This is a genomic window from Arthrobacter sp. UYCu723 (genome assembly GCF_054059215.1).
The window spans coordinates 2,850,883-2,864,313 of the sequence record NZ_JBSSBW010000001.1 but is presented as its reverse complement, the minus strand read 5'-3'; the positions used below and the strand labels follow the sequence as shown (position 1 = coordinate 2,864,313).

The 13,431-nt window shown below is 69.3% G+C and carries 13 protein-coding genes and 1 pseudogene; 7 read left to right on the top strand and 7 right to left on the bottom strand.

The window, feature by feature from the left end:
* Window positions 1–43: 43 nt before the first annotated feature.
* The gene (locus tag ACVWZ8_RS13525) at window positions 44–496 is read right to left on the bottom strand and encodes an NUDIX hydrolase (RefSeq protein WP_456504898.1); all 453 of its coding nucleotides are present in this window, start codon (window positions 494–496) and stop codon (window positions 44–46) included.
* Between the two features lie 65 nt (window positions 497–561).
* On the opposite strand from ACVWZ8_RS13525, the gene ACVWZ8_RS13520 reads away from it, so the two are divergent.
* The gene (locus tag ACVWZ8_RS13520) at window positions 562–1,611 is read left to right on the top strand and encodes a pirin family protein (RefSeq protein ID WP_426978877.1); all 1,050 of its coding nucleotides are present in this window, start codon (window positions 562–564) and stop codon (window positions 1,609–1,611) included.
* Window positions 1,612–1,676: 65 nt separating this feature from the next.
* Here the strand turns inward: ACVWZ8_RS13520 and ACVWZ8_RS13515 are convergent, their stop codons facing one another.
* Complete coding sequence (locus tag ACVWZ8_RS13515; RefSeq protein ID WP_456504897.1) at window positions 1,677–2,639, bottom strand: N-acetylglucosamine kinase; 963 nt, start codon at window positions 2,637–2,639, stop codon at window positions 1,677–1,679.
* A 36-nt stretch (window positions 2,640–2,675) separates the two neighbouring features.
* Here ACVWZ8_RS13515 and ACVWZ8_RS13510 point away from each other — a divergent pair, with 36 nt between their 5' ends.
* Window positions 2,676–3,725, top strand: coding sequence for a nitronate monooxygenase (locus tag ACVWZ8_RS13510; protein WP_426978879.1), 1,050 nt, complete (start codon window positions 2,676–2,678; stop codon window positions 3,723–3,725).
* A gap of 127 nt (window positions 3,726–3,852) precedes the next feature.
* Here ACVWZ8_RS13510 and ACVWZ8_RS13505 read toward each other — a convergent pair whose 3' ends face one another.
* On the bottom strand, window positions 3,853–4,836 hold the full coding sequence (locus ACVWZ8_RS13505) for a LysR family transcriptional regulator (RefSeq protein WP_456504896.1): 984 nt from the start codon (window positions 4,834–4,836) through the stop codon (window positions 3,853–3,855).
* A 91-nt stretch (window positions 4,837–4,927) separates the two neighbouring features.
* Between ACVWZ8_RS13505 and ACVWZ8_RS13500 the strand changes: the two genes are divergently transcribed.
* Window positions 4,928–6,292 (top strand): MFS transporter, encoded by a 1,365-nt coding sequence (locus tag ACVWZ8_RS13500; protein ID WP_456504895.1) that lies wholly within the window; start codon window positions 4,928–4,930, stop codon window positions 6,290–6,292.
* Here the strand turns inward: ACVWZ8_RS13500 and ACVWZ8_RS13495 are convergent.
* The gene (locus tag ACVWZ8_RS13495; RefSeq protein WP_456504894.1) at window positions 6,282–7,445 is read right to left on the bottom strand and encodes a trans-sulfuration enzyme family protein; all 1,164 of its coding nucleotides are present in this window, start codon (window positions 7,443–7,445) and stop codon (window positions 6,282–6,284) included. The two genes, ACVWZ8_RS13500 and ACVWZ8_RS13495, sit on opposite strands and share 11 nt — an antisense overlap.
* Window positions 7,446–7,577: 132 nt before the next feature.
* Here ACVWZ8_RS13495 and ACVWZ8_RS13490 point away from each other — a divergent pair, with 132 nt between their 5' ends.
* Together ACVWZ8_RS13490 and ACVWZ8_RS13485 are read left to right on the top strand one after the other, a co-directional pair.
* Complete coding sequence (locus tag ACVWZ8_RS13490) at window positions 7,578–7,817, top strand: Lrp/AsnC family transcriptional regulator (RefSeq protein ID WP_456504893.1); 240 nt, start codon at window positions 7,578–7,580, stop codon at window positions 7,815–7,817.
* A gap of 17 nt (window positions 7,818–7,834) precedes the next feature.
* A pseudogene (locus tag ACVWZ8_RS13485) lies at window positions 7,835–8,318 on the top strand (Lrp/AsnC family transcriptional regulator).
* Between the two features lie 18 nt (window positions 8,319–8,336).
* Here ACVWZ8_RS13485 and ACVWZ8_RS13480 read toward each other — a convergent pair.
* The gene (locus tag ACVWZ8_RS13480; protein ID WP_426978884.1) at window positions 8,337–9,575 is read right to left on the bottom strand and encodes an MFS transporter; all 1,239 of its coding nucleotides are present in this window, start codon (window positions 9,573–9,575) and stop codon (window positions 8,337–8,339) included.
* Window positions 9,576–9,751: 176 nt separating this feature from the next.
* On the opposite strand from ACVWZ8_RS13480, the gene ACVWZ8_RS13475 reads away from it, so the two are divergent.
* On the top strand, window positions 9,752–10,249 hold the full coding sequence (locus ACVWZ8_RS13475) for an Lrp/AsnC family transcriptional regulator (protein WP_426978885.1): 498 nt from the start codon (window positions 9,752–9,754) through the stop codon (window positions 10,247–10,249).
* A gap of 73 nt (window positions 10,250–10,322) precedes the next feature.
* A complete protein-coding gene (corA, locus tag ACVWZ8_RS13470; RefSeq protein ID WP_426978886.1) occupies window positions 10,323–11,318 on the top strand; it encodes a magnesium/cobalt transporter CorA in 996 nt (331 codons plus the stop codon).
* A 32-nt stretch (window positions 11,319–11,350) separates the two neighbouring features.
* Here the strand turns inward: corA and ACVWZ8_RS13465 are convergent, their stop codons facing one another.
* Window positions 11,351–11,674, bottom strand: coding sequence for a hypothetical protein (locus tag ACVWZ8_RS13465; RefSeq protein ID WP_456504892.1), 324 nt, complete (start codon window positions 11,672–11,674; stop codon window positions 11,351–11,353).
* Between the two features lie 126 nt (window positions 11,675–11,800).
* Complete coding sequence (locus ACVWZ8_RS13460; protein WP_456504891.1) at window positions 11,801–13,393, bottom strand: ABC-F family ATP-binding cassette domain-containing protein; 1,593 nt, start codon at window positions 13,391–13,393, stop codon at window positions 11,801–11,803.
* Window positions 13,394–13,431: the final 38 nt, after the last annotated feature.

Here is a 13,431-nt window from a genome sequence, read left to right as displayed (position 1 = left end):
TCCCAGAATAACCGTGCCCGCCCGTGCCTGGCTAGGGAAAACGTCAGGAAAGTCTGCCGTCCAGCGGCCGTTCCCGGTAGAGCCGGAGCGCAACGTCCACGAGCGAGACCGTGTTCAGGCCCTCCAGCTCCGCCAGCGGGATCCAGGCCGCATGGGTGGTGCTGCCGTCCACCTCGTGCCGAAGCTCCCCGCCGGTGATCGTCGCCTCGTAGACGAGCCGCAGCGACTGGAAGTCCCGTTCGCCGCCGTCGATCCGGATCTCGGCGGGCCAGTGCCCGACGTCGACCCCCAGCATGGTGCCGATCTCCGCGCGGTAGCCGGTTTCCTCATAGACCTCCCGGCGGCACCCGTCCACCGGATGCTCGGCCAGGTCCAGACCGCCGCCCGGCAGGGTCCAGCCTTCCTTGCCGCCCTGTTTCCAGTACGCCAGCAGGATCGCGTCGTCACGCACAATGACGGCGTAGGCGGCGGGGCGTGTATCGAAATTCAGGCTCATCCCTCCAGCGTAGTGTCCGGCGCCGTGCCCTGCCGGATCGCGGGTTTCCGTCCTAGAGTTTGACTGTGACCAATCTTGAAGTGCGCCCGATGGAAGAAATCTGCCCGCCAGCCCACGGAGGCTTCGCTGTCGGTCCGTGCCTCCAGTTGTGGCCGGCCCGCGAGGTCCCGCTGGGTGGCGTCCGGGCCATGAATGTGTCCCGGACGCTGCCTCAGCGGGGGCTGCCCACCGTGGGGGCGTGGTGTTTCCTGGACAGTTTTGGGCCGGACCGGGTGGCGATGTCCGTGCTCCCGCACCCGCACACCGGGCTGCAGACGGTCACGTGGCCGCTTCTGGGGACCATCAGGCACCGCGACAGCGTGGGCAGCGACGTGATCGTCCGGCCGGGCGAACTCAACATCATGACCGCCGGTCGGGGCGTCTCGCACTCCGAATTTGCGGTCCTTACCGCGCCGCAGCCCGAACCGGCAGGCGGTGTCCCCGGGCAAGCCGCCGGGCAGCTCCCGCTGCAGCGCGGACTCCAGCTCTGGGTGGCCCTGCCGGACAGCGAACGGCACCGGGCCCCGGCTTTTGAACAGCACCGCGAGTTGCCTCAGGTCAGCGGCGACGGCTACACGGCCACCGTGATGGTGGGCAGTTTCGCCGGCACCACGTCCCCGGCGACGATGTATTCCCCCATCGTCGGGGCGGATATCAGTTGCAGCGGCCGGCTCAGCCTGCCGCTGGACCCGGACTTTGAACACGCCGTGCTGGTGCTCGACGGCGGCCTTACCCTCGACGGCCAGGAGGTCCCTCCCGGCCCCCTGGGCTACCTGGGTTCCGGCCGGGACACGCTTGATCTTGAGTCCCTCCCCGGCACCCGCTTTGTCCTGCTCGGCGGGGAGCCGTTCGAGGAAGAACTGCTGATGTGGTGGAACTTCGTCGGCCGCACCCACGCCGAAGTCGAGCAGTCCCGGCTGGACTGGGAGGACCAGGCCGGCCTTCCCGACGGCGCCGCCGCCGCCGCACGGTTCGGGCTGGTGCGTGGCCATGGCCCGGACGCCGGCCCCGAGGCGGGCCGCATTCCGGCGCCGCCGCTGCCCGGCGTGCAGCTGCGGCCCCGCCGCCGGTACTGACGGGTACTGGGCGGCTGCCGGCCGGTTCCGGAAGCGTTGGTTCAGCGCCCGGCACCGGGACGGATTCAGCCGTTTTCGGCCACGAGCCGGAGCACACCGAAGACAGGTTCCTGGTCCAGGACGCGGACATCGCTGATCCGCGCCGCGGCGAGCGCCGAGCGGAACGATTCCTGCAGCCGCGGCACATTCATGCCCAGTCCGCTGCCCAGGATCACGGGCCCGTCAAGGCCGAGCTGCCGGAGGGCCTGCTCGGCAAGCCCTGCCAGATCACGTCCTGCCTGGTCCACGAGTTCCTGGCTTGTGGCGTGGCCGGCATTGGCGGCATCGACCACGAGCCGTGCCTGCTGCGCCCAATACCGGCGACCCGTTTCCGCGGAGTGGAAGAGTGCGATCAGCTTGTTCGGGTGATCCACCCCGCACGATGCCAGCAGGGCGGTGGTCAGTTCGTCGGGCTCCAGCCCCTGGTTCATCCGGCGCAGGCTGTGGCGGACAGCCTCGCGGCCCAGCCAGTAGCCGCTGCCCTCATCACCCAGCAGATAGCCCCAGCCGCCGGCGCGGGCCTCCTCGCCCGCGCCGTTCCGGCCCCAGGCCGCCGAGCCCGTCCCGGCGATGACGGCAACACCGGTGCTGGCGCCGCCGGCGGCCAATAAAAGGCGGGAATCGTGGACCACAGTGATTCTGGCGCCGGGCACGAGCGGCGCAATCAGGGCGGCGAGCGCCGCGGCGTCGTCGTCGGTGTCGATGCCTCCGGCCCCGGCGTACACCTGGGCCACGGCGCCTCCGCCGATCCTGGCGAAGAGTTCCGCCAGATGGCGTGCCGCTTCCTCGCGGCTGACGTTCTGGACGTTCGAACTGCCCACCGACTCGTCCGCCACGGCGCGGCCGGCTTCGAACCGGACCCCGCGGGTCTTCGTGCCGCCGATGTCGAGACCGATCACGGCGCCGCCCGCCCCGTCCCCGGCTGCGGCGATGGAGTTTGAGGACGAAGGAGCAGAATCCGCCGCCGGCGGGATGTCAGTATTAGTCACGAGAACAGCCTACTGAATCGTCTCCAGGAGTGAGCCATGCCGCATCCCCTCTTCGGTACCCGCGTCATTGCCGCCCCCATGGCCGGCGGCACCTCCACCCCGGCCTTCGTGCAGGCTGTCCACGAGGCCGGCGGGCTTGGCTTCCTTGCCGCCGGATACAAGAGCGTGGCGGCAATGCAGGCGGACATCCGCACCGCCCGGGCGTCCGGGGCCAGATTCGGGATGAACGTCTTCGTCCCCGACCCCGGCCAGTTGCGGCCGTCCCCGGCGCTGGTGGCGCAACTTGAGGAGTACCGCTCCCGGCTCGAGGCGGACGTCCGCCGGTACGGGGCCGAGCTCCCGCCACTGCGGCTCGATGACGACGACGCCTGGCAGGGAAAGATCGACGTGCTGCTGGCGGATCCGGTGGAGCTGGTCAGTTTCGCGTTCGGGCTCCCGGGTCCCGCTGTGGTGCGCGCGCTCCGGCGGGCCGGCTCCGCGGTCCTCGCCACCGTCACCACGCCGGCCGAGGCGCTGGCCGCCGCCGAGCAGTGCGTGGATGCACTGGTGGTCCAGCATGCGGGAGCCGGCGGCCACAGCGCCGCCTTCCAGGACGCCGGCGGAGGCAGCGGCGCCCGGAAGTCTAGTCAGCCGCGCACGACGGCGGAGCTGGTTGCCCTGGTGCGGTCCGCCGTCGGGCTCCCCCTGGTCGCCGCCGGGAGCGTGATGGACCGGGACGGGCTGGCGGCCGTGCTGGCCGCCGGCGCAGAGGCTGCCCAGCTGGGCACCGCGTTGCTCCGCTCGGACGAAAGCGGCGCCCGGCAACTGCACAAGGATGCCCTCGCCAGCCCACATTTCACGCAGACCCGGCTCACGTCCGCTTTCACCGGGAAGCAGGCCCGGGCGCTGGTGAATGAGTTTGTCCGCGACCACACCGATGCCCCCGAGGTCTATCCGGCCGTCCATCACCTCACAGCCCCGCTGCGTGCGGCCGCGGCTGCCGCCGGGGACCCGGAGCGCCTGAACCTCTGGGCCGGCACCGGGTGGCAGCAGGCGAGGCCGGGACCGGTCGCGGACATCCTGGCCGGTCTGCTCGACGGCGACTGACCGGACCGGGCCGCGCTGACGGCTGCGACGCCGACGTCGCCGGAAACTTGCCGGATCGCCGTAATTTTTTTTCGGCGATTTCGCGGGCTTCCGGCGAACTCGCGGCAGAAGGGCGGCACCCGGCGCCTCAGCTGCCCGAGCGTTCCCGCACGAAGCCCGCCAGGAGGGCCGGTCCGTCGCTGAGCACGAGCTCCCGGAACAGCCGCACCGGGTCCGGCTCCGCGTCCGTTCCGCCGCGGCGCTGCCGCCAGGCCAGTCCGATCTCGCGGAACGCAAGGCGGGAACCCAGGGCAATCTCCACCCAGCCGAGGTCGACGGATTCCGCAGCCGGGTGGCGGCCGGGGGCCCGGCCGCCGGGCGGGAGGATACTCACGCCCAGACCGGCCGAGACGAGTCCCCGGGCGGTGTGCGAGTCCTGGCTCTCGAAGGCGATCCGGGGCCGGAAGCCGGCTTCCCGGAACAGCGCGTCGGTCAGCGAGCGCATGCCGTAGCCCGGCCCCATGGCCACAAAGGGCTCCCGCCGGATCTCGTCGAGCCGGGCGCGCCGGCGCTTCGCCAGCCGGTGCCGGTGGTGCACCACGAGGCGCAGCGGCTCCCGGTACAGCGCGGCAGAGGCAATAGTCCGGCTTTGCGCCGCGAGAGGCGCGGTCAGGGCCACGTCGGCGTCACCCGCGGCGAGTTCGGCCAGGCAGCCGTGCCTCGAGCCCTGGCTCAGGTCGAACGCCGTCTGCGGATGCCGGGCCCGGAAAGCGCTGATGAGCAGCGGCAGCATTGCCTCGCCAAAGGTGTGCTGGAAAGTCACCGAGATCCGGCCGCGCACCACCTCGGACTCGTGGCGGACAAGGTCCAGCCCCGCCTGGAACTCGCCCAGCGCCGCCTCGATGTGCGGCATGAGCGCCTTGGCGGCTGGGGTGAGCCGCACCCCGCGGCCGTCGCGGATCAACAGTTCGGCGCCGACGATGGCGCTGGCCCGCGCGATCCCCCGGCTGACCGTCGACTGCGGCAGTCCCAGCACTTCAGCCGCCGCAGTGACGTGCTGGGTGCGCCCGAGCTCTGCCAGCAGCGGCAGCAGCGGCAGCAGCTGCACGAGTTGTTTGTGCTCGACGTCCATGGTCCCAACCTCCGGATTGTTCCACCGTTGACATTGATTATATGTAAATCATGCATTGGAAGCATGTCTTTATGAGGCCTATTCTGGGCAGATGCCACGATTTCGCCCGCGCCGCAGTTCCACCGCCGCCGCCCGGTCAGGGATGCCGGTCCCCGCCGCCATCGACGGGGCCGCCATCGACGGCGCCGGATCCGCCGGCGGCGGGACTGCGGCCGGCGCCGGGAACCCGCCCTGGCCGGGACACTCCAAGGGGTCCCGGGCCTACGGAAAAATCCTCGCCGGACTGGCCTTCGCCGGCGTCGCAACCTTCGCCCAGCTGTATTCCACCCAGGCGGTCCTGCCCATCCTCGCGGCGGACCTCCAGGTGACGGCGGCCGAGGCCGCGCTGACCATCTCGCTCGCCACCGTGGGGCTCGCGGTGACCGTGCTCCCGTGGTCCTTCCTCGCCGACCGCATCGGCCGGGTCCGCGCCATGACCTGGGGCATCCTGGCCGCCACAGTGCTGGGGCTCCTGGTGCCGCTGGCCTCAAGTTTCCCGATGCTCCTAGGCCTGAGGATGCTCGAGGGGATGGCGCTCGGCGGGATCCCGGCCATCGCGATCGCCTACCTCAACGAGGAGGTCAACAAGGCCCATGCCGCCCTCGCTGCCGGAAGCTATGTCGCCGGCACCACCCTGGGCGGACTGGCCGGGCGCCTCGTGGCCGGACCCGTGGGTGAACTGTGGGGCTGGCGGGCCGCCGCCCTGGCCGTGTCCGTGCTTGCCACGGCGGCCGCGGTCCTGTTCCTGGCCCTCGTGCCGAAGGCGCGGGGATTCACGGCCGCGGCGGCCAGCGGCTTCCGCGGTGCGGCCCGGACCCTGGCCGGCCACGGGCGGAACCCCCGGCTGCTGGCCCTCTACATCCAGGCGTTCCTGCTGATGGGCGGCTTCGTGGCCGTCTACAACTACCTCGGCTTCCGGCTTTCGGGCGAACCGTTCAGCCTGCCGGCCACGGCCATCAGCCTCATCTTCCTGGCCTACCTCTCCGGGACGGTCTCCGCCCGCTGGTCCGCGGGCCTGACCCTCCGCTTCGGCCGGCGCAACGTCCTGCTCGCGGGCACGGCCCTCATGGTGTGCGGGCTGGCACTGACCCTCACACAGCTGCTGCCGCTCATCCTGCTGGGACTTCTGGTCTTCACCGGCGGGTTCTTCGCGGCGCACAGCATCGGCGCAGGCTGGACCGGAGTGATCGCCACGACCGGCCGCGCCCAGGCCGCCTCGCTCTACAACCTCGCGTACTATCTCGGCTCCAGCATCATCGGCTGGGCCGGCGGACTGGTCTTCCAGTCCCTCGGCTGGGCCGCACTGGCCCTGACCGTGATCGGACTGGCAGGCACGACGGCGGTGATCACCGCCGTCGTGCACCCCGCACCGGTGAACCCGGCAGCCGGGGCGGCGCCGGCAACTGTCAGCGGGTAGCCTCGATGGCCTGCACGAGGTCGGCCACCACGTCCGAGGGATCTTCCAGCCCCACCGAGATGCGCAGCAGGCCCGCGTGCGGCTTGGCGTCGGCGGCCACCGGACGGTGCGTGAGCCCCGCCGGGTGCTGGATGAGCGTGTCGATGCCGCCCAGGGAGACGGCGTGCGTGATCATCCTGACGGCGGACGGAATCCGCTCGGCGTGCCCGGCCGTTGCCACCTCGAAGGCCAGGAGCGAACCGGGGCCGGCCATCTGCGTCCCCACCAGGCCCTGCGGATCGCATTCGGGCAGTCCTGGGTAGAAGACGCGCCCCACCAGCCCGTGCTCCATCAGCGCGACAGCGACCTTTTGGGCACTGGCCTGCTGGGCACGCACGCGCACCGGCAGCGTCGCCAGCCCGCGGTGGAGCAGGTAGGCCGGCCAGGGCGTCAGGATGCCGCCCGTCACGGCCCGGATCTGGCGCAGCCTCGTGGTCCACTCCGGAGCCGCGGCAACCACGCCGCCCATCGCGTCGCCGTGCCCGCCGAGGAACTTGGTGGCGCTGTGCAGCACCATGGCGGCGCCGTGCTTGAAGGGCCGCTGGAGGACCGGGCTGGCAAAGGTGTTGTCGACCAGGAGCGGCACACCGTCCGCCGCAGCGGCCACCCGGGCGATGTCCACGAGTTCCAGGCTGGGATTGGCCGGCGTCTCCAGGATCACCAGGCCGGTGTCCGGCCGGAGCGCGGCATGGACGCCCGCCGGGGTGGTAAACGTGACCTCGTTGCCCAGCACTCCCGAGGCCAGCAGGTAGTCGCTTCCGCCGTACAGCGGCCGAACTGCCACCACATGTTTCTTGCCGGTGGCCACCATGGCGAGCAGGACGGCGCTCAGCGCCGCCATGCCGGTGGCGAAGGCCACCGCCTCCGGGGTGTCCTCCAGCAGGGCGACACCTTCCTCGAACCGGGCCACGGTGGGATTCCAGAGGCGCTGGTAGACGGTGCTCTGGCCCTCCACATGGGTGCCGCCGGTGGCCATGTGCTCATAGGCCAGGCCGCCGTCGTGCACCGAGGGAAGGGGTGCCGTGGTGGACAGATCGATGGGCACTGCGTGGACGCCCAGTTCGGTGAGGCCGTTGCGGCCGGCGTGGACAGCCAGCGAGTCTTGAGAAAGCACCTTGCTCCTTATGAATATTCACCATTGAATGCGGCAAGTATCTGGCAATAATTCGGGCTTTTATAGGGCCTGCGAATGGAAGTGCCGGAATGTGCCGTTTATGATGAACTGACAACACTTCAAGGAGGATCCGTGAGTAGCAGCGCGAAGAATATTCGGCCGGGAGTGGGTGCCGGCGAGCCGCTGGACGCGATCGACGAGCGCCTGCTTGCGGCCCTGGTGGCGGATGCCCGCATTTCCAACAAGCAGCTGGCTGAACTCGTGGGCATCGCACCGTCGACGGCCTTGATGCGCACGCGGGCCCTCGGAGCGCGGGATAGTCCTCGGTTTCGAAGCCCAGTTGAGCCTGGCCTGCGCCTGTGCCGTTTATGATGAACTGCGGAGGATCCGTGAGTAGCAGCGCGAAGAATATTCGGCCGGGAGTGGGTGCCGGCGAGCCGCGGACGCGATCGACGCCCGGATGCCCGCATTTCCAACAAGCAGCTGGCTGAACTCGTGGGCATCGCACCGTCGACGGCCTTGATGCGCACGCGGGCCCTCTCGGAGCGCGGGATAGTCCTCGGTTTCGAAGCCCAGTTGAGCCTGTCCGCCATCGGGCGCTCGGTGCAGGCGCTCATTGCCGTCCGGCTCAGGGCCCACGACCGCGAGCAGATCGACCGGTTCACCGCCAGGGTGCCCAAGCTCCCGGCAGTGCTTTCAACCTTCCACACCTCGGGCTCGGTGGACTACCTGCTGCACATCGCCGTGGCCACCACCGAGGATCTGCGCGACTGGGTGCTGGACAACCTGGCCACCGATCCGGTGGTGGGCCACACCGAGACCACCCTGGTGTTTGACCACATCCAGGGCAATCACGGACCGCTGCCGGATTAGCTCCGGAAGCCGCGACCGTCAGGCGCGGCGGAGCGCCGCGCGGAGGGTGATCAGCGCGAGGGCACCTGCCGCGATCGAGCACAGCACCACGAAGCCGGCCACGGCCGCCTGCAGGCCGACCACTCCCGCCGCGAGCCCCAGCCCGATGACCGGGATGGCGCTGCCCAGATAGGTGATGACATAGAGGGTGCTGATGACCTGGGCGTGGCGTGGCGCCTCCACTTTTCCGGCGACGTCGTTGAAGACCGTCCGGAAGGACACGCCCTGGCCGACGCCGGCGGCAATGCTCGCCAGGATCAGCAGCCAGGGGCTGCTCCAGGCGGCGGCCGCGGCGATCAGCAGCACGGACACCGCCAGCATGCCGAGCCCCACCGGAACCACAAAGCGTCCGCGCACGGCCAGCAGCTGGCTCAGCGCCGACGAGCCCAGCGTCAGTCCCGCCAGCAGGCCGATCAGCGGCCGCGAGTCGGCGTGGACGATCTGGGCAAAGTAGCCGGGCGCAAGGGAGAGGCAGAAGCCGAAGACCGTGAAGCTCAGGAAACCCACCGAAGAGGCCAGCCAGAAGGCGCCGCGGGCCTCGCTGGACACGGACGGCCGGCGCGGCGCCAGGACGCTCAGCGGCTGCGGGCCGGTGGCCGAACTGATGGCCGGCCGGGCCTTGAGCAGGTACAGCGGCACCAGCAGCGCGACCAGGGCCAGGGAATGCAGGTAGTACGGGGTGGACGTGGGGCCGGGCAGGAGCGAGAGCACCCCGCCGATCACCGGGCCGGCAGCGACTCCTCCGGCGGATGCCAGGAGTGTGAACCGCGAGGCCCAATCGGGACGGCTGGGCAGCAGCTCGCGCAGGGCGGCGGAACTGGCGCCGGTGGCGAGCGCCACCGCGACGCCCTGCAGCGCCCGGCCGGCGGAGAGCATGAACAGGCTGTCCGCCGTGGCGAAAACGGCACCCCCGGCGAGACCGACGAGCACCGCCAGGACGAGGGCGGCCCGGCGCCCGATGTGGTCCGACCAGTGCCCGGCGAGTACAAGAGTGGCCACCAGCGCCAGGACGTAGGCGGAGAAGGCAACCGTGACGTCCAGGGCGGTGATGCCGAGCTTGGCCTGCAGCAACGGATACAGCGGCGTTGCGAGATTTGCGCCGACCAGCAGCGTGAAGATCACGACGCCGGCCATCACCAGCCGTGCCGTGACGGAAGCATCCCAACCCCAGCGATCAGCTGTGGCCGGGCGCATGCGAAGTTCGCTGAAGACAGTCATGTCCGTGCCCTTGCGTGAAACCGGACCGCACAGCGCCCGTGGTGTGGGGTGCTGCCCGTCCGGAAAAAGTTTGATACCTAAAGAATGAGGCATTCATGATCTAACCGGCCAATTTCTGTGCCAAAATTGATCAAAACCGTCAATCACAGGCCACCGAAGTGAACCGGAGTGATGATTTGAACAGTCTGGACCCTACCGACCTGAAAATCCTGCTGGAACTGATCCGGGATCCCCGGATCCAGATCGGCGAGCTCAGTGAAACCCTGGGCATCGCTCGGAACACCGCGCAGTCGCGGGTGCGGCGGATGCAGCGTTCCGGTTTGCTGCACGACGGCGGCCGGGAGATCGACCTCGAGGCGGTGGGCTACGACGTCGTCGCGTTCGTGACGATCGAGGTGAACCACCGGGAACTCGACGGCGTCGTGGGCGCCTTGCGCCTGATCGCGCAGGTCCTTGAAGTGCACGAGATCTCCGGGCGGGGCGATGTCTGGTGCCGGGTGGTGGCGACCGACACGCACAACCTCCAGGCCGCACTGCGGTCCATCCTCAGGATCAAGGGCGTCATCCGGACAGAAACCGTGCTGGCCCTCCACACCCACATCCAGTACCGGACAGAGCCGCTCATCAGCCGCCTTGCCCAGGGCAGCTCGCTGGCCCCCGGCCGCGCCACGTGACACGCCGCGCGGGGGCGGGGCAGCGCGGCAGCCCTTGCCGCCCATCCGCGCCGCGAGACAGGATAATTGGCCCGTGACTATTATCGATAACGCCGTCTATGTTGACGGCGTCCGCAGTGCCGAGCCGCAGAGCCTCGAGCAGACCTTCGAGACCCTGACCCGGCACGGCGGCATGGCCTGGATCGGCCTGTACCGGCCGACCGCAGCGGAGATGGCTGCCGTCGCCGCGGAATTCGGCCTGCACGGGCTGGCCGTGGAGGACGCGATCTCGGCCCACCAGCGCCCCAAGCTGGAGCGCTACGAGGACAACCTCTTCACCGTGCTCCGCCCGGCCCGGTACCTCGACGAGACCGAAACCGTGGAGTTCGGCGAGCTGCATGTGTTTACCGGCAAGAACTTCGTGGTGACCATCCGGCACGCGGAGACCGGAAGCGTGGCGCAGGTGCGCCGCCGCCTGGAGCATCGTCCGGAGCTCCTGGCCCACGGCCCCGAGGCGGTGCTGTACGCGCTTATGGATCAGGTGGTGGATGACTACGTCCCCGTGGTTGCCGGCCTGGAAAACGACATCGACGAAATCGAGGATCAGCTCTTCAGTGGTGACCCCAGGGTGTCCCGCCGGATCTACGAGCTGGCCCGGGAGGTCATCCAGTTCCAGCGCGCCATCCACCCGCTTCCCGCCATGATGCAGCTGCTGCGTCGCGGCTTCGAGAAGTACGAGGTCGACACCGAGCTGCAGCACAACCTCCGCGATGTGGAGGACCATGTGGAGCGGCTGATCTCCCGCGCCGATTCCTTCCGGGACCTGCTGCAGAACGCGCTCACGCTGGACGGGACGCTGACCGCCAACCGGCAGAACGAGGCCAGCGCGGAACAAAACGAGCAGGTCAAGAAGATCTCCTCGTGGGCCGCCATTTTCTTCGCCCCCTCTTTTGTGGCCGGCGTCTACGGGATGAACTTTGACCACATGCCGGAACTGCACTGGACGTTCGGCTACCCGATGGCGATCGGGCTCATGGCCGGCACCGCGGGACTGATGTACGGCATCTTCAAGCGCAAGGGCTGGCTCTAGGCGCGCTGCTGGGTCAGCCGGCGGAGCCTGGATCAGCCGGCGGCGCGCCGGTTCCGCGCCTGGGCCAGCAAGCGGGTAAACGCCAGGACAAACAGTGCCTCGATCAGGACCATGAGTCCGAGCCACCACCACTGTCCCTGCTCGACGAAGACGACGGCCCCGATCACCACCAGCACGGTCCCGAGGCACAGGGCATAGACGGCAAAGCCGATGGCCACCTTCGCGCTCCGCACGCCCGTCCGGAAGCCGAAGCCCTGGGGCTCGCCGCCGGGGTAGCCCGCGACGCGGTCGGGACCCGCGGGCTTGAGTCGGTCGAACTCTTCCCAGGGGTCGCGGTCCTGATCCTGCTCGGTCATGTTCCCATTATCCCGCGGATCCGTCCGTCCGGGGCTGGCACCGGCGGCCTGCCGTCACATCCGCCCTCCGGGGCACGCCATTCCGGTACCGGCCGGATCGGACCCGTTTGAGACCGGCCAGCGGCCCTACGCGGCGCGCACATCGATTTCACCGGGGACGGCGCCATCGCTGCCGAAGACGAGTTGCCGGTTGGCGATTTTCTCGCTGAAGAAGCGGTCGTGGCTGACCACCACCACTGCCCCTGGGAAGTGAACCAACGCCCGTTCCATGACCTGGGTGCTGGACATGTCCAGGTGGTTGGTCGGCTCGTCCAGCAGCAGCACCGAAGCGCCGGACAGCAGGCACTGCGCCATGGCCACGCGCGCTTTCTGGCCCCCGGAGAGGTTCCCGATCTTCTGCTTGAGGTCGGACTCGGAGAACTGGAACATCGCGAGGAACCTGTTGACGGACTTCTTCGTGGCGCTGAAGGCCAGGCTGTCCGGCAGCGCGTTGACCGCATGGGAGACGGTGTCGGCGTCGTCGAGGTCCTCAAGCATCTGGTTGTACGAGACAAAACCCGGCCCCTTGGCCCAGGCCACCTCGCCGGAGTCGGCCTGCTCCTCGCCCGTGAGCACCTTCAGCAGCGTGGACTTGCCGCTGCCGTTGGAGCCGAGGACCACGATCCGGTTGCCCCGGCGGATCTCAAAGCTCAGGTCCTCGAACAGCACCTTCCCGCCGTAGGACTTGCCCAGCCCCTCCACCCGGCAGAGCACATCCTTCACGTGCAGGCCGCCGTAGATCTCCGTGACGATCTGGTCCACGGGCCGCGGCGTGCGGGACTTCTTGATCTTGGCCAACTGGTTCCCCAGCCCGCGGCTGGCGGCCTTGGCAGCTTCGCGGCGGTCGGCTATGCCCTCGGCCTCAAAGGCCAGCAGCTCGGACTCGTGCACGAACTGCGACTCGAGCGTCTTGAGGCGGAACTGCTTCTGCACCACATACTCGGCAAAGTTGCCCGGGTACTCATGCAGATGGAAGTTCTCCACCTCGATGATTCGGGTGACCACCGCGTCGAGGAACTTCCGGTCGTGCGAGACGATGATCGCCGCGCCCTTGAAGTCCCGGAACCAGCTTTCTAGCCATTCGACGCCGGCCACGTCCAGAAAGTTGGTCGGCTCGTCGAGCAGCAGCACATCCGGGCCTTCGAGCAGGATCTTGGCCAGGGCGGCCCGGTTCCGCCAGCCGCCGGACAGCTCGTCGATCGCGCAGCCCCGGTGGGCCTCGTCGAAGCCGAGGGTGGTGAGCACGGTGTCGATGCGCCGCGGGTAGTCCCAGCCGTCGAGGCGGTCCATGTCCTCGAACAGCGCGGCCTGGCGCTGGATCAGCCGGTCCAGCTCCGCGCCGGCCGGGTCTGCGGCGATGGACGCGTCGATGGACGCCAGTTCCGCTTCGACGGCCTTGATCTCGACGAACAGTCCGTCGAGCACTTCCAGAATGGTGGCTTCGCCGTTGAGTTCGGAGAACTGGGAGAAGTAACCCACCTTGGTGCCCAGCTCCAGCGTGACTGTGCCGGTGTCCGGTGTCACCTGGTCGAGGACCAGCCTGAGGATGGTGGTCTTGCCCGAGCCGTTCTTGCCGATCAGGCCGACCCTGTCCCCGGCCTCGAGGCGGAAGAACGCCTCGCGCAGGATCTGGGTGTTGTCAAAGCGGACGCTGACGTCTTGCAGCCGGATCAGGCTCATTGGCTGTCCTCTCGAGGGGTGTTCCTGGGGCGCCAAAG

Excerpts from the sequence above, each read along its gene's own strand:
- ACVWZ8_RS13465 (WP_456504892.1), bottom strand. The coding sequence starts at position 11,674 with ATGACCGAGCAGGATCAGGACCGCGACCCCTGGGAAGAGTTCGACCGA.
- ACVWZ8_RS13460 (WP_456504891.1), bottom strand. The coding sequence starts at position 13,393 with ATGAGCCTGATCCGGCTGCAAGACGTCAGCGTCCGCTTTGACAACACC.
- ACVWZ8_RS13525 (WP_456504898.1), bottom strand. The coding sequence starts at position 496 with ATGAGCCTGAATTTCGATACACGCCCCGCCGCCTACGCCGTCATTGTG.
- ACVWZ8_RS13480 (WP_426978884.1), bottom strand. The coding sequence starts at position 9,575 with ATGACTGTCTTCAGCGAACTTCGCATGCGCCCGGCCACAGCTGATCGC.
- ACVWZ8_RS13505 (WP_456504896.1), bottom strand. The coding sequence starts at position 4,836 with ATGGACGTCGAGCACAAACAACTCGTGCAGCTGCTGCCGCTGCTGCCG.
- ACVWZ8_RS13510 (WP_426978879.1), top strand. The coding sequence starts at position 2,676 with ATGCCGCATCCCCTCTTCGGTACCCGCGTCATTGCCGCCCCCATGGCC.
- ACVWZ8_RS13500 (WP_456504895.1), top strand. The coding sequence starts at position 4,928 with ATGCCACGATTTCGCCCGCGCCGCAGTTCCACCGCCGCCGCCCGGTCA.